Source organism: Tsukamurella pseudospumae (assembly GCF_001575195.1).
In the GTDB taxonomy this organism is placed as follows: Bacteria; Actinomycetota; Actinomycetes; order Mycobacteriales; family Mycobacteriaceae; genus Tsukamurella; species Tsukamurella pseudospumae.
The window spans coordinates 127,441-147,180 of the sequence record NZ_LSRF01000001.1; the positions used below are offsets into that span (position 1 = coordinate 127,441).

At 70.0% G+C, this 19,740-nt stretch carries 19 protein-coding genes; 7 read left to right on the top strand and 12 right to left on the bottom strand.

The window, feature by feature from the left end:
- The first annotated feature begins 10 nt into the window (after window positions 1–10).
- The 3 genes from zwf to pgl are packed head-to-tail and all read left to right on the top strand — an operon-like array spanning window position 11 to window position 3,200.
- On the top strand, window positions 11–1,531 hold the full coding sequence (gene zwf, locus AXK60_RS00620) for a glucose-6-phosphate dehydrogenase (RefSeq protein ID WP_068569064.1): 1,521 nt from the start codon (window positions 11–13) through the stop codon (window positions 1,529–1,531).
- Entirely contained in the window at window positions 1,528–2,445 is a 918-nt protein-coding gene (locus AXK60_RS00625; protein ID WP_068569065.1) for a glucose-6-phosphate dehydrogenase assembly protein OpcA, read from the top strand. The genes zwf and AXK60_RS00625 overlap by 4 nt, the downstream gene beginning before the upstream one ends.
- The gene (pgl, locus tag AXK60_RS00630) at window positions 2,442–3,200 is read left to right on the top strand and encodes a 6-phosphogluconolactonase (RefSeq protein ID WP_068569066.1); all 759 of its coding nucleotides are present in this window, start codon (window positions 2,442–2,444) and stop codon (window positions 3,198–3,200) included. The genes AXK60_RS00625 and pgl overlap by 4 nt, the downstream gene beginning before the upstream one ends.
- Window positions 3,201–3,212: 12 nt before the next feature.
- Here the strand turns inward: pgl and AXK60_RS00635 are convergent, their stop codons facing one another.
- From AXK60_RS00635 to AXK60_RS00655, 5 genes are all read right to left on the bottom strand, one after another.
- Window positions 3,213–3,905: a VOC family protein gene (locus AXK60_RS00635; protein WP_068569067.1), complete on the bottom strand. Its 693-nt coding sequence runs from the start codon at window positions 3,903–3,905 to the stop codon at window positions 3,213–3,215.
- Between the two features lie 22 nt (window positions 3,906–3,927).
- Entirely contained in the window at window positions 3,928–4,863 is a 936-nt protein-coding gene (locus AXK60_RS00640; protein ID WP_068569068.1) for a WXG100-like domain-containing protein, read from the bottom strand.
- The gene (locus tag AXK60_RS00645) at window positions 4,860–5,153 is read right to left on the bottom strand and encodes a hypothetical protein (RefSeq protein WP_068569069.1); all 294 of its coding nucleotides are present in this window, start codon (window positions 5,151–5,153) and stop codon (window positions 4,860–4,862) included. Before AXK60_RS00645 ends, AXK60_RS00640 begins: the two co-directional genes overlap by 4 nt.
- The gene (locus AXK60_RS00650; RefSeq protein WP_068569070.1) at window positions 5,135–5,479 is read right to left on the bottom strand and encodes a YbaB/EbfC family nucleoid-associated protein; all 345 of its coding nucleotides are present in this window, start codon (window positions 5,477–5,479) and stop codon (window positions 5,135–5,137) included. The genes AXK60_RS00645 and AXK60_RS00650 overlap by 19 nt, the downstream gene beginning before the upstream one ends.
- A gap of 95 nt (window positions 5,480–5,574) precedes the next feature.
- Window positions 5,575–6,333, bottom strand: coding sequence for a hypothetical protein (locus tag AXK60_RS00655; RefSeq protein WP_139057677.1), 759 nt, complete (start codon window positions 6,331–6,333; stop codon window positions 5,575–5,577).
- Between the two features lie 160 nt (window positions 6,334–6,493).
- Between AXK60_RS00655 and AXK60_RS00660 the strand changes: the two genes are divergently transcribed.
- The 4 genes from AXK60_RS00660 (at window position 6,494) to AXK60_RS00675 (ending at window position 13,994) form a co-directional block, all read left to right on the top strand.
- Window positions 6,494–7,642: an acyl-CoA dehydrogenase family protein gene (locus AXK60_RS00660; RefSeq protein ID WP_068569072.1), complete on the top strand. Its 1,149-nt coding sequence runs from the start codon at window positions 6,494–6,496 to the stop codon at window positions 7,640–7,642.
- Between the two features lie 87 nt (window positions 7,643–7,729).
- Complete coding sequence (locus AXK60_RS00665) at window positions 7,730–10,030, top strand: outer membrane protein assembly factor BamB family protein (RefSeq protein ID WP_082777716.1); 2,301 nt, start codon at window positions 7,730–7,732, stop codon at window positions 10,028–10,030.
- A 61-nt stretch (window positions 10,031–10,091) separates the two neighbouring features.
- Complete coding sequence (locus tag AXK60_RS00670; RefSeq protein ID WP_068569074.1) at window positions 10,092–11,759, top strand: serine/threonine protein kinase; 1,668 nt, start codon at window positions 10,092–10,094, stop codon at window positions 11,757–11,759.
- Between the two features lie 210 nt (window positions 11,760–11,969).
- Complete coding sequence (locus tag AXK60_RS00675) at window positions 11,970–13,994, top strand: HNH endonuclease signature motif containing protein (RefSeq protein WP_175399904.1); 2,025 nt, start codon at window positions 11,970–11,972, stop codon at window positions 13,992–13,994.
- 23 nt (window positions 13,995–14,017) lie between these two features.
- On the opposite strand, the gene AXK60_RS00680 is transcribed toward AXK60_RS00675, so the two are convergent.
- The 7 genes from AXK60_RS00680 to whiA all read right to left on the bottom strand — a co-directional run bounded on the left by AXK60_RS00680 (window position 14,018) and on the right by whiA (window position 19,729).
- Window positions 14,018–14,461, bottom strand: coding sequence for a limonene-1,2-epoxide hydrolase family protein (locus AXK60_RS00680; RefSeq protein WP_068569076.1), 444 nt, complete (start codon window positions 14,459–14,461; stop codon window positions 14,018–14,020).
- A 134-nt stretch (window positions 14,462–14,595) separates the two neighbouring features.
- Entirely contained in the window at window positions 14,596–14,841 is a 246-nt protein-coding gene (gene secG / locus AXK60_RS00685) for a preprotein translocase subunit SecG (protein ID WP_414930011.1), read from the bottom strand.
- Window positions 14,842–14,900: 59 nt separating this feature from the next.
- Window positions 14,901–15,683: a triose-phosphate isomerase gene (tpiA, locus tag AXK60_RS00690; protein WP_068569078.1), complete on the bottom strand. Its 783-nt coding sequence runs from the start codon at window positions 15,681–15,683 to the stop codon at window positions 14,901–14,903.
- A gap of 2 nt (window positions 15,684–15,685) precedes the next feature.
- Window positions 15,686–16,918, bottom strand: a complete 1,233-nt coding sequence (locus AXK60_RS00695) for a phosphoglycerate kinase (protein ID WP_068569079.1) — start codon at window positions 16,916–16,918, stop codon at window positions 15,686–15,688.
- Complete coding sequence (gene gap / locus AXK60_RS00700; RefSeq protein ID WP_068569080.1) at window positions 16,918–17,934, bottom strand: type I glyceraldehyde-3-phosphate dehydrogenase; 1,017 nt, start codon at window positions 17,932–17,934, stop codon at window positions 16,918–16,920. The genes AXK60_RS00695 and gap overlap by 1 nt, the downstream gene beginning before the upstream one ends.
- A gap of 105 nt (window positions 17,935–18,039) precedes the next feature.
- Complete coding sequence (locus tag AXK60_RS00705; protein WP_068569081.1) at window positions 18,040–18,699, bottom strand: hypothetical protein; 660 nt, start codon at window positions 18,697–18,699, stop codon at window positions 18,040–18,042.
- A gap of 46 nt (window positions 18,700–18,745) precedes the next feature.
- Entirely contained in the window at window positions 18,746–19,729 is a 984-nt protein-coding gene (gene whiA, locus AXK60_RS00710; RefSeq protein ID WP_068569082.1) for a DNA-binding protein WhiA, read from the bottom strand.
- Between the last annotated feature and the right edge of the window lie 11 nt (window positions 19,730–19,740).

Below are 19,740 nucleotides of genomic sequence, written 5' to 3' on the forward strand. Positions count from 1 at the left end.
GAGGAGCCGCGTGACCCGGACGAACCCCCTCCGCGATCCTAAGGACCGCCGGCTCCCGCGGATCGCGGGGCCTTCGGCACTGGTGATCTTCGGCGTCACCGGCGACCTGTCGCGGCGCAAGCTCATGCCCGCGGTGTACGACCTGGCCAACCGCGGCCTCCTGCCGCCCGGCTTCTCGCTCGTGGGCTTCGGACGGCGCCCGTGGTCCGACGAGGACTTCGCGGCCACCTTCCGGGAGGCCGCGAAGAAGCACTCGCGCACGGAGTTCCGCGACGATGTGTGGGACAGGCTGGCCGAGGGGATCCGGTTCGTCCAGGGCGAGTTCCACGACGACGACGCCTTCGACCGGCTGTCGCAGACCTTGACCACGCTCGATCGGACCCGCGGTACGGGCGGCAACACGGCGTTCTACCTGTCGGTGCCGCCGGACGCCTTCCCGACGGTGTGCGAGCAGCTCGAGCGGTCGGGCCTCGCCGACCAGCGGGACGGCTGGCGGCGCGTGGTGATCGAGAAGCCCTTCGGGCACGATCTCGAGTCGGCGAAGAAGCTCAACGCCGTGTTGAGCGGCGTCTTCCCGGAGCAGTCGGTGTTCCGCATCGACCACTACCTGGGCAAGGAGACGGTCCAGAACATCCTGGCGCTGCGCTTCGCCAATCAGTTGTTCGAGCCGACGTGGAACAGCCACTACGTGGACAGCGTGCAGATCACGATGGCCGAGGACATCGGGCTGGGTGGGCGCGCGGGCTACTACGACGGCATCGGCGCCGCCCGCGACGTGATCCAGAACCACCTGCTGCAGCTTATGGCCCTCATCGCCATGGAGGAGCCCACCAGTTTCCACCCGGCGGAGCTGCAAGCGGAGAAGATCAAGGTGCTCTCCGCGGCCTCGCCCGTCGAGCCACTCGACGAGACCTCCGCGCGGGGTCAGTACGGACCCGGGTGGCAGGGCAGCGAGAAGGTCGTCGGCCTGCTCCAGGAGGAGGGCTTCAGCCACACCTCCACGACGGAGACCTTCGCCGCGATCACCGTCGAGATCGCGTCCCGACGGTGGGCGGGCGTGCCCTTCTACCTGCGCACCGGCAAACGACTGGGGCGCCGCGTCACGGAGATCGCGCTGATGTTCAAGCGCGCGCCGCACCTGCCCTTCGACGACACGATGACCGGGGAGCTGGGTCAGAACGCCCTCGTCATCCGGGTGCAGCCCGACGAGGGCGTCACGCTCCGGTTCGGGTCGAAGGTCCCGGGCAGCTCCATGGAGGTCCGCGATGTCAACATGGACTTCAGCTACGGCGAGGCCTTCACGGTCAGCTCGCCCGAGGCGTACGAACGCCTGATCCTCGACGTCCTGCTCGGCGAGCCGTCACTGTTCCCCGTGAACGCCGAGGTCGAGCTGTCCTGGAAGATCCTCGACCCCGTGCTGCAGAGGTGGGAGGCCGGCGGGAAGCCGGAGGAGTACGAGTCCGGAACCTGGGGCCCGGACTCCGCCGACGCCATGCTGGCTCGCACCGGAAGGACCTGGCGCCGCCCATGATTCTCGATCTCCCGGACACCTCCACGCAGGAGGTCTCGAAGCAGCTGGTCCGCCTCCGCGAGACCGGCGGCGCCGTCACCCTGGGCCGCGTGCTCACGCTCATCATCTCCGCCGACGAGGGGGAGCCCACCGAGAGCTCGATCGAGGCCACGAACGCCGCCTCGCGCGAGCACCCCTGCCGCGTCATCGTGCTGGCCCGCGGCTCCCGCTCGGAGGCGACGCGGCTGGACGCCCAGATCCGGGTGGGCGGCGACGCCGGCGCGTCGGAGGTCGTGGTGCTGCGACTCTACGGCGAACTGGCCGATCACGGTGCCTCCGTGGTGGTTCCGTTCCTACTGCCGGACACCCCCGTGGTCGCCTGGTGGCCGGGTATCGCTCCCCCGGTGCCGTCCGCAGACAAGGTCGGGCGCCTCGCCACGCGGCGGATCACCGATTCCATCGCCTCGCACGATCCGGTCGCGACGCTCGCGCTGCGGCGTACGGGTTTCACCCCCGGCGACTCGGATCTGGCGTGGTCGCGCATCACCCCGTGGCGGGCCCTGCTGGCGTCCGCGCTGGACCAGCCGCCGTTCGAGGCGATCACGTCCGCGGTGGTCACCGGGCCCGAGGACAGTGCGGTCATCGACCTCCTCGCGGGGTGGCTGCGCGCCCAGCTCGACGTGCCGGTCGTGCGGCGTTCCGGGAGTTTCGAGGTGCGGCTCGACCGCGCCGGCGGCGCATTGACGCTGGAGTTCGACCAGAACTCCACGGCGGTGCTGGTGCGTCCCGGACAGCCGGACGGCCGCGTCGCGATCCGTCGACGGGGTGTCGCGGACTGCCTGGCGGAGGAACTCCGCCGCCTCGACGACGACGAGGTCTACTTCTCAGCGTTGGGCGGCGTGTCCGACGTGGATCGATCGGAGATGCCCGCATGACCGAGCCCACCGTCCGAACCTTCGACGATGCCGCCGCCCTCGTCGCGGCCGCCGCGGACGATCTCGTCGCGGTGATCGAACAGGCGCAGGCCGAGCGCGGCTTCGTGTCGATCGTGTTGACCGGCGGCACGAACGGCAATGCCCTCTCAGCAGCGCTGCGCGGGAAGGTCATCGACTGGTCCCGAGTGGACGTCTTCTTCGGCGACGAGCGGTTCGTCGCCGGCGACGACCCCGACCGCAACGCGCTGCAGGCCCAGGACGCGCTGCTCGACCACGTCCCCGTTCCGAGCGAGCGCGTCTACACCTTCCCCGCGGCCGACGAGTTCAGCGGCGACGGCGAGCTGGCGGCGCGCGTGTACGCGAAGCGGTTGGCGGACAACGCCGCCGAGCGCGGGAACGGCGTCGCCGTCGGGGGCGGGCTGGTCCCGCGCTTCGACGTGCACCTGCTCGGCATGGGCGGCGAGGGGCACATCAACTCGCTGTTCCCGCACACGGACGCGGTCCGGGAGCAGGACGCGACGGTGGTGTCCGTGCGCGACTCCCCCAAGCCGCCCCCGCGGCGGCTGACCCTGACGCTGCCCGCGGTGGGCGCCGCCCGGCGCGTGTGGTTCCTCGTCTCCGGTACGGACAAGGCGGAGGCCGTCGCCGAGGGCGTCGGCGGCGCCTCGCCCGAGGACTGGCCCTGCGCCGGCGCGCACGGCGCGGAGCAGACGGTCTGGTACCTCGACGGTGCCGCCGCCTCCCGGCTCGGCTGAGCGTCCCGAGCGCTAGGTCTGCTCGAGGACGATCGTCGGGATCCCCAGCACGGGGTCCTTCACGGTCGCGACGCGGGTGCCGGGCTTGGCGCCCCGTCGCACCTCGCTCACGGTGATGCCCAGGCCCGTCAGGCGGGCGCGCGTCGCGTCGGCGTCGACGGTGCGCCACGCGACGCCCCAGATCCCGTCGGGGGCCGTCGGATCCACGCCGTCGCCCTCCTGCAGGAGCACCTCGACGAGCAGATCGCCGCGACGCAGGAACAGCTGGTGCACGCCCCAGGACTGCACCCGGTCCAGGCGCAGGTCGAAGTCGAGCCGTCCGCACAGCGTCGCGATGATCCGGTCGCGGTTCGGCGAGGTCACGACCACGTGATCGACGCCGGTGATGTCCGCGCCGGGCGGCGGGGAGGGCACCGTCGGGCCCGCGATGCCGAGGACGAGTCCATCGACCGCACCGGCGAATCCGTCGGCGACCTCGGGGACGGCGAGGCCGCGCCGGTCGACGAGCCGAGCCAAATCGGCCGGATCGTCCGCGGCGACCAGGAGTCCGGTGCCGCCCGCCCAGGCGGGTGTCCCCACGGCGATGTCGATGCCGCCCGCGGTGTACCGCTCCCCCGTATCCGCGGCGAGGAGGCGGGCGTGGGCGGCCCGCGACTCCTCCGGCACGTCGAGGATCAGCAGGTCCCGCGCTTGTGCTGTGCTCACGCCGCCATCCTGCCCTATCGACTCACGCGGGCGCGGTGCCGGACCACGTCTTCCAGGCATCGCCCACCGCCTTCGCAACGACGGTGCCGCCGTCCTTCGCGACGTCGCCTGCAGTGGGCAGGGACGGCGCCGCGTTCGACCAGCGCGAGACGAGTTCGCCGGAGATCCGCCCGCTGACGACCTCGGGGGTGGTCCGGCCGATGACGCGCGCCGCCGAATCATCGACCTTCACCGCCGCCCTGCGCAGTGCGTCCGCGGCCTTGCCCAGGGCGCCGAGCCGGTCGGTGAAGCGCTCCAGCTTGTCGGCGAGCCTGCGCAACACGCCCGCGAACTTCTGGCCGAGTGCGGCACCGCGGAGGGTCGCGGTGTTGATGAACGTCGCCACCGAACCGCCCCCGGTGGGCGTGGCTGATGCCGCGGCGATCGCGTAACCCGCGGTCAGCCAGCCGAGGAAGGTCGAGAGCTCGTCGCGGATGTAGGTGCGGACCTCGACCACGAGTGTGCCCGCGGCCGACAATCCCGTCGCCGCCGCGCGGGCCGCAGTGCCCAAAGCCTCACTGTGCCCGGCGAGCTCGGTGGTGGCGGAACGGTAGGCGTCTCCCGCGTCTCCGGACCAACCGGCCGACGTCGATTCCCCAGCGTTCGCAACGGACTGCGCGACCGTCGCGAGCGGTGTCGCGACCTCGTCCTTCCACGCGTCGGTGACGGACTCGATCGCGTCCGGGGCGCCCGAGACCGCATCGAGAGCAGTGCGGAGGATCGGATTGTGCTCGATCGCCCAACCGAAGCCGGCGGCGAAGATCGACCCGAGCGGGTCGTCCACGACGTCCTTCGCCGCGGACCACACGCCGTAGGCGGCGAATCCGGCGCCGACGCTGAGGTATCCGTCCTCTTCCACCGCTTCCGCCGCGTCCCGCACCGCCTCGGCGAGCGGCACACCGTCCACCAGGCCCGTCATTGCGGGATCCCCTCTGCGCCGGAGTCATCGGCGTCGACCAGCACTGTGGCCGTGCGCTGGAAGTCGGCGCGGTGCGTGCTCAGCTCGCCGCTGTGCCGGGTGACCGCCTGCCCGACCTTCTCGAGCGCGACGTTCATCAGCCCGACGAGCGGGTAGAACATCGCGCCGTAATCCATCGTGCCCACCCGTCGCGCGCCTGCGGCGCCGGCCTTGTCGACCGTCGCACCGATCTCGCCGAGCGCCCGAACATGGGCGTCGACGGTCTCCGCCGTCAGCTCGAAGTCGGCCATGATGCCCCCGTGTACTGGTTCCAGAGCTCGTGATCCGGGTAGTAGTGCGTCGTGATCGAGTGGACCTCCCTGGCCGCGGCCTGCTCGGCCAGGGAGGCCGCCGTCATGATCTCCGCACTCAGAGCCTCCCCCGAGAACTCCATCGCGCGTCCTGCGATCACCACCCCCGTGAGCCGTCCCCCCATTCCGACGGTGACCCGCACATCCCCCCGTGCGGCCGTCCCGCTGCCCGATATTCGGGCCAATCGCTCACGGACCTCGTGTGCCTGCTCGTACGCCTCGTCCGCCCGTGCGGCGTCCGACCAGACCTGCGGTGTCGTGTCCAACTCGTTCCCCCGATCTCGTTGGTTTTTCCTCCGCATCAATTAGACGCACGGGCTCGGCGTTCGGTTCCGACTTTCCGTTTCCGCAGGTAGACGACTCAGGCACGCGGTCGCCAGTTCCGAATCCGTACGACCACCGCTCCGACCCCGATGCACACACCCCACAGCAGTAGCCCCGCGAGGACCGCGGTGACGGCCTGATGTACGTGATCCAGCGGCTGCGCACCGGTCGTCCTGCGATGCACCGCGCCCATGCCGGGGAGCCGCCGCCGGCGCCCCTCCGCCGGCACGAGCACCCAGAGCAGTGCGTAGGGCACGAGCGCGGCGAGGACGCGCCACGCCGTCACCCGCAGGTCCCGGCGGTCACGCCACCACACGAGCGGGCTCGCCGGACTCACGGGGAACAGCGCGGCCAGGATCGAGCAGATCCCCAGCCACACGAAGACCTGCATCAGCACGGACGAGACCGCGACGGGCATCGCGGCGCCGTGCCCCGTCAGCGCGACCAGGGTCACCGTCGCCGCGACGAGCGGCACGCCGAGTGCCAGAAGGAGGGACACGTTCCGCGCCAGGACGATCCCGAGGCTCGCAGCGATCCCCGTCGACCGCCCGGACCGCACCGCGGCCTGGTCTCCGAGCATGTTGGTGGTGACCGAATCGGCGAGCACGAAGGTCACGAAGTACACGATGATGACAGGGATCTCGGTGCGCTCGGTGTACTCCAACGGGTCGACGAGCAGCCACGCGAACGCCAGCACGAGGTTGAAGACCAGGCCGACGCCGATGCGCCGAAGCGCCCGCAGTTCGCGGCGGGACGCCCGGCGGAACACGCCGCCCACCCACGCGAGGTTCTGCACGTCACGATGATAGGAGCGCACCGTCGAGCCACGCCGGTGTCCCGCGCTGACCAGCACATTATCGGCTAATCATTCAGGCGTGCTTGTTTTCGTCGGCGCGGTTCTGATTAAGTGGTGCTCAACAAGCCCGCAGACTCCCCTGCAGAAAGGTGGTCATCCCATGGCCGCACGCCGTCGCCCGAGCTGGATGAACGACGAGCTCGACGCTCTCCGTGACCTCGCGGACAAGTTCCTCGCCAAGGAGCTCACGCCGAACATCGAGCGCTTCGCCGAGCAGCACCACGTCGACCGCGACCTGTGGAACAAGGCCGGCGAGCTCGGCCTTCTCTGCCTCTCGATCCCGGAGGAGTACGGCGGCGGTGGCGGCGACTTCCGCCACGAGTCGGTGCTGATCGCCGCCCAGGCGCAGGCCTTCGACACCAGCTGGGGCGTCTCGCTGCACAACGGCATCGTCGCGCACTACATCCTCGCGTACGGCACCGAGGAGCAGAAGCAGCACTGGCTGCCGAAGATGGCCTCCGGCGAGGCCGTCGGCGCCATCGCGATGACGGAGCCCGGCACCGGCTCGGACCTGCAGAACGTCAAGACCCGCGCCATCAAGACCGGCGACGAGTACGTGATCAACGGATCCAAGACCTTCATCACCAACGGCCAGCAGGCCGATGTCATCGTCCTCGTGTGCAAGACCGATCCCGACCAGGGCGCGTCCGGCATCTCGCTGGTGCTCGTCGAGGCGGACCGCGAGGGCTTCCGCCGCGGCAAGATCCTCAACAAGATCGGCCAGAAGGGCCAGGACACCTCGGAGCTGTTCTTCGACGACGTCCACGTGCCCGCCGCCAACCTCCTGGGCACCCAGGAGGGCCAGGGCTTCTACCAGCTCATGCAGCAGCTGCCGCAGGAGCGCCTCATCATCGGCCAGGCCTGCGTGGCCGGCATGGAGGTCATCTTCGAGGAGACCCTGCGTTACACCAAGGAGCGAGAGGCCTTCGGCCGCCCCATCTTCGGCTTCCAGAACACCAAGTTCAAGCTCGCCGAGGCGATCACCGAGACCACGATCGCGCGCGTCTTCGTCGACGACTGCATCGAGAAGCACGTCAAGGGCGAGCTCGACATCCCCACCGTCGCCATGGCGAAGTGGTGGACCTCGGACCGTGCGCAGAACGTCGCCTCCGAGTGCCTGCAGCTCTTCGGCGGCTACGGCTACATGGCCGAGTACCCGGTCGCGCGATTCTGGGCCGACAACCGCGTGCAGATGATCTACGCCGGCACCAACGAGATCATGAAGGAGATCATCGCCCGCACGCTCTGACCCGCGGCGCGAACCCTCCGGGCGGCGCCCGGGCTGTCATCCGATCGGATGATTGCCCGGGCGCCGTTTTCTTGATCGGGTGGAGACATGACTTCGCCCGGAGGACAACCGTTCCCGTACGGCCCGCAGCAGGACCCGCAGTACGGGTACGGCCAGGTGCCTCCCCCTCCGCCCGCACGTGCCCGACGGTCCGCCCTCACCTGGATCCTCGCCGGGGTGTCGGTCGTGTGCGTGCTGCTCCTCGTGGCCGGCGGGATCTGGTGGTTCACCTCCCGCAAGGCCGACGATGCCTCCGGCCCGGTCCCGGGACAGCTCACGTCGGAGTTCCCGACGGCCCCGTCGCCGGCATGGACCGTCCACCCGTCCGATGTCGGTGCCTCGAAATTCTTCACCACCAACTTCACCAGTGCCCAGTACGGATCGCCGGGCGGCTCTACCGACGGAAAGTTCGTCCTAACCGGCGCGGAGGTGGGAGGCCGAACCACCGTCCTGAGCGTCGACGCGTCGGGTTCCACCTGGGTTCCCGATCACTCCTTGGCCTGCGCCGACCAAGTGGTCGCGGGCCGCACGGCGTGCCGAACGAGCCAGTCCGACGACTCACGAATCTTCCTCGTCGACCTCGCGAGCCGGTCCGTGAATGCGGGCGTCTCGGCGACCGACCGGCAGTTCGGCATGGTCGCGTACAACGGCGAGGCGGCCTTCCGCATCTCGTCGGCGTCGGTCATGCGGATCGGCCCGAGCGAGGTCGAGTGGTCACAGCCCGTGTCCGGTCCGGACGGCCCGGGCGGAGACTTCAGCGGGGCGCTCGCGACGCCGTCGCTGGTCGCCTTCAACCACGGCGGCGGCGTGTACGTCGCGTCGGCACAGAACGGCAAGCTGCTGTACAGCTACACCGGTTCATTGCCACAGATCCTGCCCGACGGCGGCATGGTCGTCGCGAACTCCGAACCGGGGGTCCTCGCGCCCGATACCGTCATCCGGCCCGACGGTTCCGTGACACGCGCGGGGACCGGCACCATCGGCGCGCCCACCGTGGTGTCTCGCGGGCTCGAACAGGCGATCGTCATCGACGGCGTACTTCGTGACGGCGCGGGCGAGGCGCGATGGAAGGCGTCCGTATCGGCCTCGACGAACAATCGGACAGTCGCCGCTCCCCTCGTGAGCTCACGAATCACGGTGCTGGAGACCGGGTCCGGCTACATCGGGGTCAACACGTCGACCGGAGAGAGGATGTGGACGAACAACTCGACCGTGGGCCGAGTGGGATCGAACGGTGGCACCACCGCCCTTACCGACGGCCGATACCTGATCTACCCGAGCGGCACGAACCTCGTCGCGATCGATACCGACACCGGCGCGCAGGCGTGGTCCATCCCCTCGCCCGTCGGCGCGGATGGCACCGTCGGCGCACTCCTCGCACTGGGCGACACTTTCGTCGTCGTCGGCAAGGACCGCATCGTCGGCTACAAGGCCACCGGCGGCGCGGCCGGCGCACCCGGCGCGAAGTCCGGCACCGCCGGCAAGAACTCGAGTGACGACTCGTACTACACCCGCTGCGGCAGCAAGCCGGTGTTCACACCGCAGAAGTTCCGCACCGAGTCCGGCGGCCTGGTGGTCACCATGAAGATCACCGCCACCTGCCCTGGCGGCGACGCGCTGACCTCGTCGGGCACGTCCGTGACGATCTCGGACTCCACCGGCCTCATCGCGACCGGCACGTTCGACTTCGCCGCGAACCCCGTCGGCGTCCCCAAGCCCGGCAACGGTTCCGAGGAGAAGAAGTCCGGCACCACCGTCGACCTGCTGTTCAAGCAGGGCCAGTTCTTCCGCACCCCGGACACGCTCCCCGCACCGTCGAGCGGTGGATCGGGTGCGAGCGGCAGCGGCGGCCACAGCTACCTCGTCGACTGCGTGCAGCCCGACGGGTCGGGCAAGGCGAAGGTCCCGGCACCGTCGGACGGCCCGATCGCTGCGTCGGGCCCCGGGCCGCAGACGGGCCTGAACCCGATGTCGGGGCTGAGTGCGCTGCGCATCCAGGCCGACAGCGACAAGGCGTTCATCCTGGGGAGCCTCAACAACCGCTGGGTCGCGCAGCTCTCGAGCAAGCGGGTCGGGTTGGTGGCCGACGGCCGCACGTGGGACGAGAAGGCCATCCTCGACGAGTTCCTGGCCCTGCGCCTGCGGTTCGCGGACGTGCGCCTGCTCTACTCCGACGAGTGGCCGGTCTTCAGCTACAAGGGCTGGTGGGTGAGCGTCGCGGCCGCGACCTTCCCCGGGCCCGACGAGGCGAACCAGTGGTGCCGCAGCAACGGATTCGACCGCGATCATTGCTTCGCGAAACTGGTCTCGAGCACCGCGAGCCCGGAAGGATCGACGCGGTACTGGTGACGTCTCACCCGTGTCAGTGCCTGCCGCTACGATCAGCGAATCGGCCGACCGGAGGGGCATCATGAGCGGCGAGGGAACACGCACCGGCACCACGCTGGGCCCGTATGCGATCGGCAGGCTGCTGGGCCGCGGAGGCATGGGTGAGGTCTACCTCGCGCATGACGAGCGGCGCGATCGCGAGGTGGCACTCAAGCTCCTGCACACGTCCGCGGCGGAGGATCCGCAGTTCCGGGAGCGGTTCACCCGCGAATCGCAGACGGTGGCGCGCCTCGCGGACCCGCACGTCATCCCCATCCACGACTTCGGCGAGATCGACGGGGTGCTGTTCATCGACATGCGCCTGGTCGAGGGCCGCAATCTCGCGGAGGTCCTGCGCGACGGTCCGCTGCCTCCCGAGCGCGCGGTCACCGTCGTCGAGCAGGTGGCGGGCGCGCTGGACGCCGCGCACGCCAAGGGGCTCGTGCACCGGGATGTGAAGCCCGCCAACATCGAGCTCACCGAAGCCGGGTTCCCGTACCTCCTCGACTTCGGCCTCGCGGTGACGGATACGCAGTCCCGGATGACCTCGGCGGGGCTGTTCGTCGGATCGCAGGCCTACGCGGCGCCGGAGCGGTTCGACGGTGACTCCGCCACCGTCGCGAGCGACGTGTACTCACTGGCGTGTGTGCTGTTCGAGACCCTCACGGGCCACGCGCCGTACCGTGGCGAGTCGCTGGGCGCGATGCTCAAGCAGCACCTCACCTCACCGATCCCCCGCCCCAGCGCCGAGGTGCCGGTGCCCGCCGCGATGGACACCGTCATCGCGCGGGGCATGGCGAAGGAGCCGGTCGAGCGCTTCGCAACGTGCGGAGAGCTCGCCGCCGCCGCGCGGCAGGCGCTCGCCGGCCGCAGCGTCGATGTACCGCTGCCCGGCCAGGATGACGACAGGACACTGATCCGCCCCGTCCCGGCGACGTCGGATCCCACGGTGATCTCACAGCCGGTGCCGCCGCCGTCGTATCCGGTCGCGCCGTCGTATCCCTCGGCGCAGCCACAGCTCTCGTACCCGCAGGCACAGTCCTATCCGCAGGCGTCGTACCCCCAGGCTTCGTACCCGCAGGCGCCGTCGTACCCGGCCGCTCCCGCGTACCAGCAGCAGCCGCCCGCGCGGAATCGCATGGTGCCGATCCTCGCGGTGGTCGCGGCGATCCTCGTGGGCGCCACCGCGGTGCTGGGCTATGTCGCCCTGACCGACCGCAAGACCACACCCGCCGCCTCCACTGTTCGGGTCACTGCTACCGCCACGGTCCCGTCGGACATTCCGACCGGCGCGCAGACGACCCCGCCCACGACGACCCCTGCGGACCCGCTGGTCGCACTGCAGACCCGCGCCGCGACCGACAAGCCCCTCGTGCTCGCATCGGAGAACAACCAGTGGGTCGCGCAGCTGTCCACGAAGTGGGTCGGCCTGTACGCGGAGGGTGTCACCTGGACCGCGGCGTCCATCCTCACGCACGTCACCGATCTCGAGCGCCAGCACGGTACCGTCCGGCTCCTGTTCGCTCCGGACTGGCCCGTCTTCGACCGCCCCGAAGGCCGGCCGGACATGTGGGTCGTCACGAAGGCGGGGCCCTTCTCCGGACCGGACGCGGCGCTCGCCTGGTGCCGTTCCCAGAATCTCGACAACGATCACTGCTTCGCGAAGCTGATCTCCGACACACTGTCTCCGACCGGAACCACCCGGCGTTGATCGGCTGACCGTCCGCAGATGACGTTCGGATTAGTAGCACTATCGAACACGTAGGCGTATCATGGACTCATGGCCCTACCGGACGCATTGCGTGAACTCCCTGAGGATTTGGTTCCTCAGGGGCTCGCTGATGCGCGAGGCGAGGATCGTGCGGTAGCGGAGGTGTTGTTCGAACAGCGGCGGGTCGAGGGTGTTGCGTACTGCCGCACGATGACCGCGGTCTACGCGTTGCATCGCGCCCTGTACGCCGATGATGAGGCGCAGTACCTCGCCCGGCCGGCGAACTACCGGGAGGCGGTCGAGGCGCGGCAGCGGTTGGCCGCCGCGGAGGTCGCCCTGAGTGCGCAGATCTCCACCCTGCTCCGCCTGGGTTCGACTGCGGCGGTGCACGTGGTGGAGGTCGCGGTCGGGTTGATCGAACGGCTTCCGAAGGTCTTCGGGTTGATCGGGGAGAACGTCATCACGCCGAAGGCTGCGGAGATCGCGTTGGGGCGCTCGCGGGTACTCAGCGCCTCGCAGGTCCGTGATCTCGATGCGGCGCTGCATGATCGGCTCACCGTCGACTACGAGGTGCTTGCGATCCCGGCGTTGCGTGAGCAGGTCGATCTCCTGGTCGGTGCGATCGACCCGGAGGCGGCGGAGCGGCGTCGGGTGCTCGCCGAACAGGACCGCAAGGTCACCTTCCGCCCGGCGGACGATGGGATGGCGATGGCCTTCGCGCTCCTACCCTCGCCGGACATGCAGGACATCGCCGCCCGGGTGGAGTACATCGCGACGACGGTCTGCGACGATGACCCGCGGACCGTGGCGCAGCGTCAGGGCGATGGGTTGGCGCAGCTGATCCGCGGGTACAGCACCCTCGGGTGCGCCTGCGCGAACCCGGACTGCAAGTACCGTACGGCGCGGTTCCACGGCGAGCCCGACGCGGACGGCGTGATCACCCGGTTCGTCACCCTCATCAACGTGGTCATCAACGAGACCGACCTCGCCGATCCGGATGAGCCCGCCCGCAGCACCACCGACACCGCCGCCGACGCGGGCGCCGCAGGTCCGGATCTCACGGACGACGATGCCGCAGGCGCAAGTGCTGACGCGGAGGGTGCGCACGCTCCGGCGTCGACGAACCCTGTACCCGGTCATCGTCGCGGGCTCGCGTACCTCGAGGGGCACGGCCCGATCAGTCTGGCGCTCGCGCGGGCGCTTGCGGCGCGCGAGGACGCGGTCATCCGGCCGTTCGGCCGCCGGATCACCGACCACGACGATGCCGCGGGATCCTCGAACGCGCACGACGCCTCCGCCATTGACCCCACCGCGCCCGGGCCGCGCGGCACGATCGACTTCCACTGGGCCTGGCGCGACATCGTCGCCCGACTCGAAGGACACGACGACCCGGGCAACACCGGCTTCGACTTCGGACCCGACGACCACGGGCCGGACGACGGCGCACCGGACGGCAACACCAGCCCAGACGACGAAGACTCCGATGACGGAGATCCAGACGATGCAGGTCTGGACGACGGACATGCAGGGGGCACCTGTGCCGACGACGACGAATCGGACGCTAGTGGCGTGAACGACGGCGATCAGCTGCCCGTCGAAGCGGACCCGCCCGGAGCCCCGCCTGCACTCGTCCGGGCACGCGGAAGCTCCGGATACCGGCCATCGGCGGACCTACGCCGCTACCTGCGACTGATCCACCCCCGGTGCGTGTTCCCCCACTGCAACCGACCCGCGGCGAGGGCCCAGATCGACCACCGCCGCGAATACGACCACACCTCACCCGAACTCGGCGGGCAGACCACCGCCGAGCAGATCCAACCGCTCTGCATCAGCCACCACCAGCTCAAGACCGCAGGAGAGTGGATCGACGCACGCCTGCCCGACGGCCGAACCCTCTGGACCTCACCCCACGGACGGCACTACATCGTCGACCCCACCGGCATCATGCTCACCCTCTTCCCCGACCTCGCCCGCGTCGAATGGATCACCCCCGCAACCACGCGATTGGGAGCAGATGGTGCAGCGGGGAATGAAACGCGGCCCGGGGGACGCACCCGCCTGCAACGCGAACACGCCCGCCGCGAAGGACTCCGCCGCGACAACATCACCGCGTACGAAGCGGAGCGGAATCGGAAAGCCCTGCCGGTCAGCGAGATCGAGGCCGGGATGATGAGCATCGTCGGGATGCCCCACCAACGTCCCGCGCCGTCGTTCGACGGCCCGCCACCCTTCTGAGAGCCCGCTCCGAAAGCGGCGCATCACCGCTGCAACGGCGTCATCTTCCGCTGCGCGGCGGGGATCGCGAGGGCTAGCACCCCGCGCAGCACGCCCTTGGCGATGTCGAGATTGTCGAAGTAGTCGCGCCACACCGCGATGCGGCCGTCGCGCACGTCGAACCGGCCGCACACCCAGAACCGGACGGCCAAGGGGCCCACCCGCAGCTCGTCGATGCGCTCGGTGAGGACGACGGCACCGTCGGACGCGATGGAGGTGACCTCCACGCCGAACCCGAGCCCGGGCCTGGCGAGCAGTCGGATCACCCGACCCGCACGGTCGCGCCCCCGGAGGGTGGCCAGGCCGACGTTCGTGTACACCACGTCATCCGCGAATGCGGCCACGGCGTCCTCCGCCCGACCGTCCGCCATGTCCGCAAGGAACGCCAGCACCGTCGCCTGCTCGTCGAGCACAATCGCCTCAGTCATGGCCCGACAGTACCGCCGCCGAAGCACCCCGTCGTCCGCCCGAGGGCGGAGATCCGACACCGGTCCCCCGGGAACGACGACGGCGCCCCGAACCCCTGGGGGTTCGAGGCGCCGTCCGCGTTCGGTCGACCGCGTCAGGAACTGAGCTTGATGCTCAGCGTGACGCCGATGATGCACACGGTCCAGATGAGCCCGACGAAGATCGTGACCCGGTCGAGGTTCTTCTCCACCACCGACGAGCCCGAGAGCGACGACTGCACACCGCCGCCGAACAGCGACGACAGGCCGCCGCCCTTACCGCGGTGGAGCAGGACGAGCACCACCAGCAGCAGGCTCAGCACGAGGATGGCGATCTTCAGCACCAGCTGCAATGTTTCCACGAGGATCCAGTGTACCTTCCGGTCGTCGGTCGACGGTCAGGGCGCTCGGCGCGCCCGCGTCAGAGCGGTCCGCCGGCGGCGATCGCGCTCAGCGCGGCGAACTCGTCCGGCTTGAGCGACGCGCCACCCACGAGGCCGCCGTCGACATCGGTCTGCGCGATGAGCTCGCCCACGTTCTTGCTCGACACCGAGCCGCCGTACAGCACGCGGATCCCCGCCGCGACCTCGGCGCCGCCGAGCTCCGCGATGGTGGCGCGCACCGCCGCGCACACCTCCTGGGCGTCCTGCGGGGTCGCGACCTTGCCCGTGCCGATCGCCCAGACCGGCTCGTACGCGATGACGGTCTTCGACAGCTCGTCGGCGGTGAGACCGGCGACGGAACCCTTGAGCTGCTCCACGTTGTACGCGACGTGGGTGCCCTGCTCGCGGATGTCCAGGCCCTCGCCGATGCAGACGATGGGCGTGAGCCCGTGCCGCAGCGCCGCCTTGGTCTTGGCGAGGACGATCTCGTTCGTCTCTCCGTGGATCGTGCGGCGCTCGCTGTGCCCGACCACCACGTAGGTGCAGCCGAGCTTGGCGAGGAAGGCGCCGGAGATGTCGCCGGTGTAGGCACCCGAGTCGTGCGGAGAGAGGTCCTGGGCGCCGTAGGTGATCTTCAGGTCGTCACCGTCGACGGCCGTCTGCACCGAGCGCAGGTCGGTGAACGGCGGGATGACCGTCACGTCGACGTGCGCGAAGTACTTGTCCGGCAGCGCGAACGCCAGCTTCTGGACCACCGCGATCGCCTCGAGGTGGTTGAGGTTCATCTTCCAGTTGCCGGCGATGAGCGGCTTACGACTCATGACTAGCCCCTTTCCAGGACCTGCAGCCCCGGGAGCTCCTTGCCCTCGAGGTACTCCAGCGACGCGCCGCCGCCGGTCGAGATGTGGCTGAAGCCGTCCTCGTCGAGGCCGAGGGTCCGCACGGCTGCCGCGGAGTCGCCACCGCCGACCACCGTGAACGCGCCGCCCATCGTGGCCTTGATGACCGACTCGGCGACGGCCTTCGTGCCCGCGGCGAAGGCCGGGAACTCGAAGACGCCCATCGGGCCGTTCCAGAACACCGTCTTCGCCTCGGTCAGCACGGAGCCGAAGCGCTGCGCGGACTCCGGACCGATGTCCAGGCCCATCCAGCCGTCCTCGATCGCGTCCGCAGCGACGGTCTTCGACGCGGCGTCGGCGGCGAAGGCATCGGCGACCACGACGTCGACCGGCAGGTGCAGCACGTCGCCGAACTCCTCGAGCAGTTGCTTGCAGGTGTCGATCTGGTCCTCCTGCAGCAGCGAGGTTCCCACGGAGTAGCCCTGTGCCGCGAGGAAGGTGAAGGCCATGCCGCCGCCGATCACCAGGGTGTCGACCTTGGGGGCCAGGGCGCGGATCACACCGAGCTTGTCTGAGACCTTCGAGCCGCCGAGCACCACGGCGTACGGGCGCGACGGGTTCTCCGTGAGCTGCGCGAGCACCCGCACCTCGGCCTCGACGAGGCCGCCTGCGTACGCGGGGAGCAGCTTCGCGACGTCGAACACGGAGGCCTGCTTGCGGTGGACCACGCCGAAGCCGTCGGAGACGAAGGCACCCTCACCGGCGTGCGAGGAGACGTCGACGAGCTCGGCGAGGTCGCGGGCGAGCGCCTCGCGCTCCGCGTCGTCCTTGCTGGTCTCGCGCGGGTCGAAGCGCACGTTCTCGAGCAGGAGCACGTCACCGTCGGTGAGGCCCTCCGCACGCGCGAGCGCGTCCTGGCCCACCACGTCGCCGGCGAGCTGGACATTGCGGCCGAGCCGCTCCCCCAGCTCCTTCGCGACCGGCGCGAGGGAGAACTTCGGGTCGGGTTCGCCCTTGGGGCGGCCGAGGTGGGCGGTGACGATCACCTTGGCGCCCGCCTCGGCGAGCGCCCGGAGCGTGGGCACCGAGGCGATGATGCGGCCCGCGTCGGTGATCACGCCGTTGTCGTCGAGCGGCACGTTCAGGTCGCTGCGGACCAGCACGGTGCGGCCCTCGACGCCCTCGGACAGCAGGTCGGAAAGTGTGGGAACGGTCATCAGAGCGATTTACCTACCAGATCAGTGAGGTCCACGAGGCGGTTGCTGTAGCCCCATTCGTTGTCGTACCAGGACACGACCTTAGCCTGATCGCCGATCACCTTGGTCAAACCCGCGTCGAAGATCGAACTCGCGGGATCCGTGACGATGTCGGAGGAGACGATCGGGGCGTCGTAGTACTTGAGGATGCCCTTGAGACTCCCCTCGGCGGCGGCCTTCATGGCGGCGTTGATCTCGTCGGCTCCGGCCTTCCTCTTGAGCTCGACGGTGAGGTCGGTGACCGATCCGGTCGGGATCGGCACGCGCAGGGCGTAGCCGTCCAGCTTGCCCGCCAGCTCGGGCAGCACGAGGCCGATGGCCTTGGCCGCGCCGGTGGAGGTGGGGACGACGTTGATGGCGGCGGCGCGGGCGCGGCGCAGGTCCTTGTGCGGGCCGTCCTGCAGGTTCTGGTCCTGCGTGTAGGCGTGGACCGTGGTCATCAGGCCGCTGACGATGCCGAACTCGTCGTTGACGACCTTGGCCAGCGGCCCGAGGCAGTTGGTGGTGCAGGAGGCGTTGGAGATCACGTCCTGGCTGCCGTCGTACTTGTCGTCGTTGACGCCCATGACGATCGTGATGTCGGCGTCGGCCGCGGGCGCGGAGATGATCACCTTCTTGGCGCCGGAATCCAGGTGACCCTTCGCCTTGTCGCGGGCGGTGAAGATGCCGGTCGACTCGATGACGACGTCCACGCCGAGGTCGCCCCAGGGCAACGCCGCCGGCCCCTCACGCACCTCCAGCGCGGTGATGCTCTGATCACCGACGCGGATGGTGTCTCCATCGGCCATGATGTCGGCGTCGTACCGGCCGAGGATCGAGTCGAACTTCAGGAGATGAGCGAGGGTGGCGTTGTCGGTGAGGTCGTTGACCGCCACGATCTCGATGTCGGTGGTACCGAGCGCCTTCTGGGCCGCCACCGCCCGGAAGAAGTTCCGGCCGATCCGGCCGAACCCGTTGACGCCTACACGAACAGTCACAGTGGTGCTCCTTCGGGTGAGGAATGCCTGCCCGTCAACGGTAGCTCCGGAGCACCCTCCCCGCTCGGTTGTCGACGGTGTCCGATCGGCCCCGTTCGTGCCCGGTCACTCGGCTTCTGCGTGCCGCCCCACGGTGGGCGAGGCGAACACGCTCGGCGCCCGCTCGTCCCCCAGATAGACGAACACCACGAGAACGAAGACGACGATCCCCGACGGCAGGGACGTGAGGGCCGCTCCCATGTTCACCCACACCGCGATCGTCGCGGCGAACCCGAAGACGACGAGTCCGCGCCCGAGCCATGGCGGCGTCCGCGCGGCCCACAACCGACGGACCGATGCCTTCGCGGGCGCGTTGGTCCCGATCCGCAGCGCCATCCACCGGCGCACCGGGCCGAGGCCTGCGGCTGCCGCGATCGGCCGCCACCGTCGAACGGCCCGCCGACGGTGCGCGCACCAGTAGAGCCTGCGCACCGAAGCCATGAGGGCGTAGCCGTAGAGACCCGCCAGGAACAGGAGTTGCGCCACGGCCAGCGCCCCCGTTGACAACCACAGCGCGGTGGTGAACCACCCCGGCCATGTACGCCCGAACCACGTGGCACCGGGTTCGCGGATCCGCCGGGCGAGGTCGTGCAACTCCGGCGCGTAGATGAGCACGTACGCCGCGAGGAGCAGCACGACGAGGAACAGAACGAGCTTCACGCCGAGCGCGATGAGACGCAGCGGGCCACGACGGGCCGCGTCGGGCTCCACGACCTGTTCGTCCATGCATCAATGATATCCACATGGACAAATTCTCACTACATTCTGTCGATCAGCCCTCGTCGAGCATGTCCGCGGTGACGGCGGACTCGGTGTCCGGCACACCGTCGGCGGCGGCCCGCTTGTCTGCCATCGAGAGCAGCCGCCGGATCCGGCCCGCCACCGCGTCCTTGGTCATCGGGGGATCGGCGAGCTGGCCGAGCTCCTCCAGCGAGGCCTGACGGTGCTGCACGCGCAGCGATCCCGCCTGCGCGAGGTGATCGGGGACGTCCGCGCCCAGGATCTCGAGCGCGCGCTCGACGCGCGCGGCGGCCGCCACGGCGGCCCGGGCGGACCGTCGGAGATTGGCATCGTCGAAGTTCGCCAGACGGTTCGCCGTGGCGCGGACCTCGCGCCGCATGCGCCGCTCCTCCCACACGAGGCGGGTGTCGTTGGCGCCCATGCGGGTCAGCAGCGCACCGATCGCCTCGCCGTCGCGGACGACGACGCGGTCCGCTCCGCGGACCTCGCGGGCCTTCGCCGTGACGCCGAGCCGGCGCGCGCAGCCGACGAGGGCGAGCGCGACCTCGGGCCCCGGGCAGGAGACCTCCAGCGCGCTGGAGCGCCCCGGCTCGGTGAGCGAGCCGTGGGCGAGAAAGGCGCCGCGCCAGGCGGCCTCCGAGTCGTGCACCGAGCCGCCGACGATCTGCGAGGGCAGGCCGACGACGGGGCGGCCGCGCATGTCGAGCAGGCCGGTCTGGCGCGCGAGGGCCTCGCCGTCCTTGACCACGCGGACGATGTACCGGGCGGCCTTGCGCAGGCCGCCCGCGCTGAGGACGTGCACGTCGGAGTTGTAGCCGTACAGGTCGAGGATCTCCTTGCGGAGGCGGCGGGCGGTGATCCCCATGTCCACCTCGGCCTCGACGATCACCCGGCCGCCCTGGATGTGCAGGCCGCCCGCGAACCGCAGGAGCGAGGCGACCTCCGCGCGGCGCGCGCTCACCTGGTTGATGGAGAGCCGACTGAGCTCGTCCTTGACCTGGGATGTGAGCGCCACTACGCCGTCCT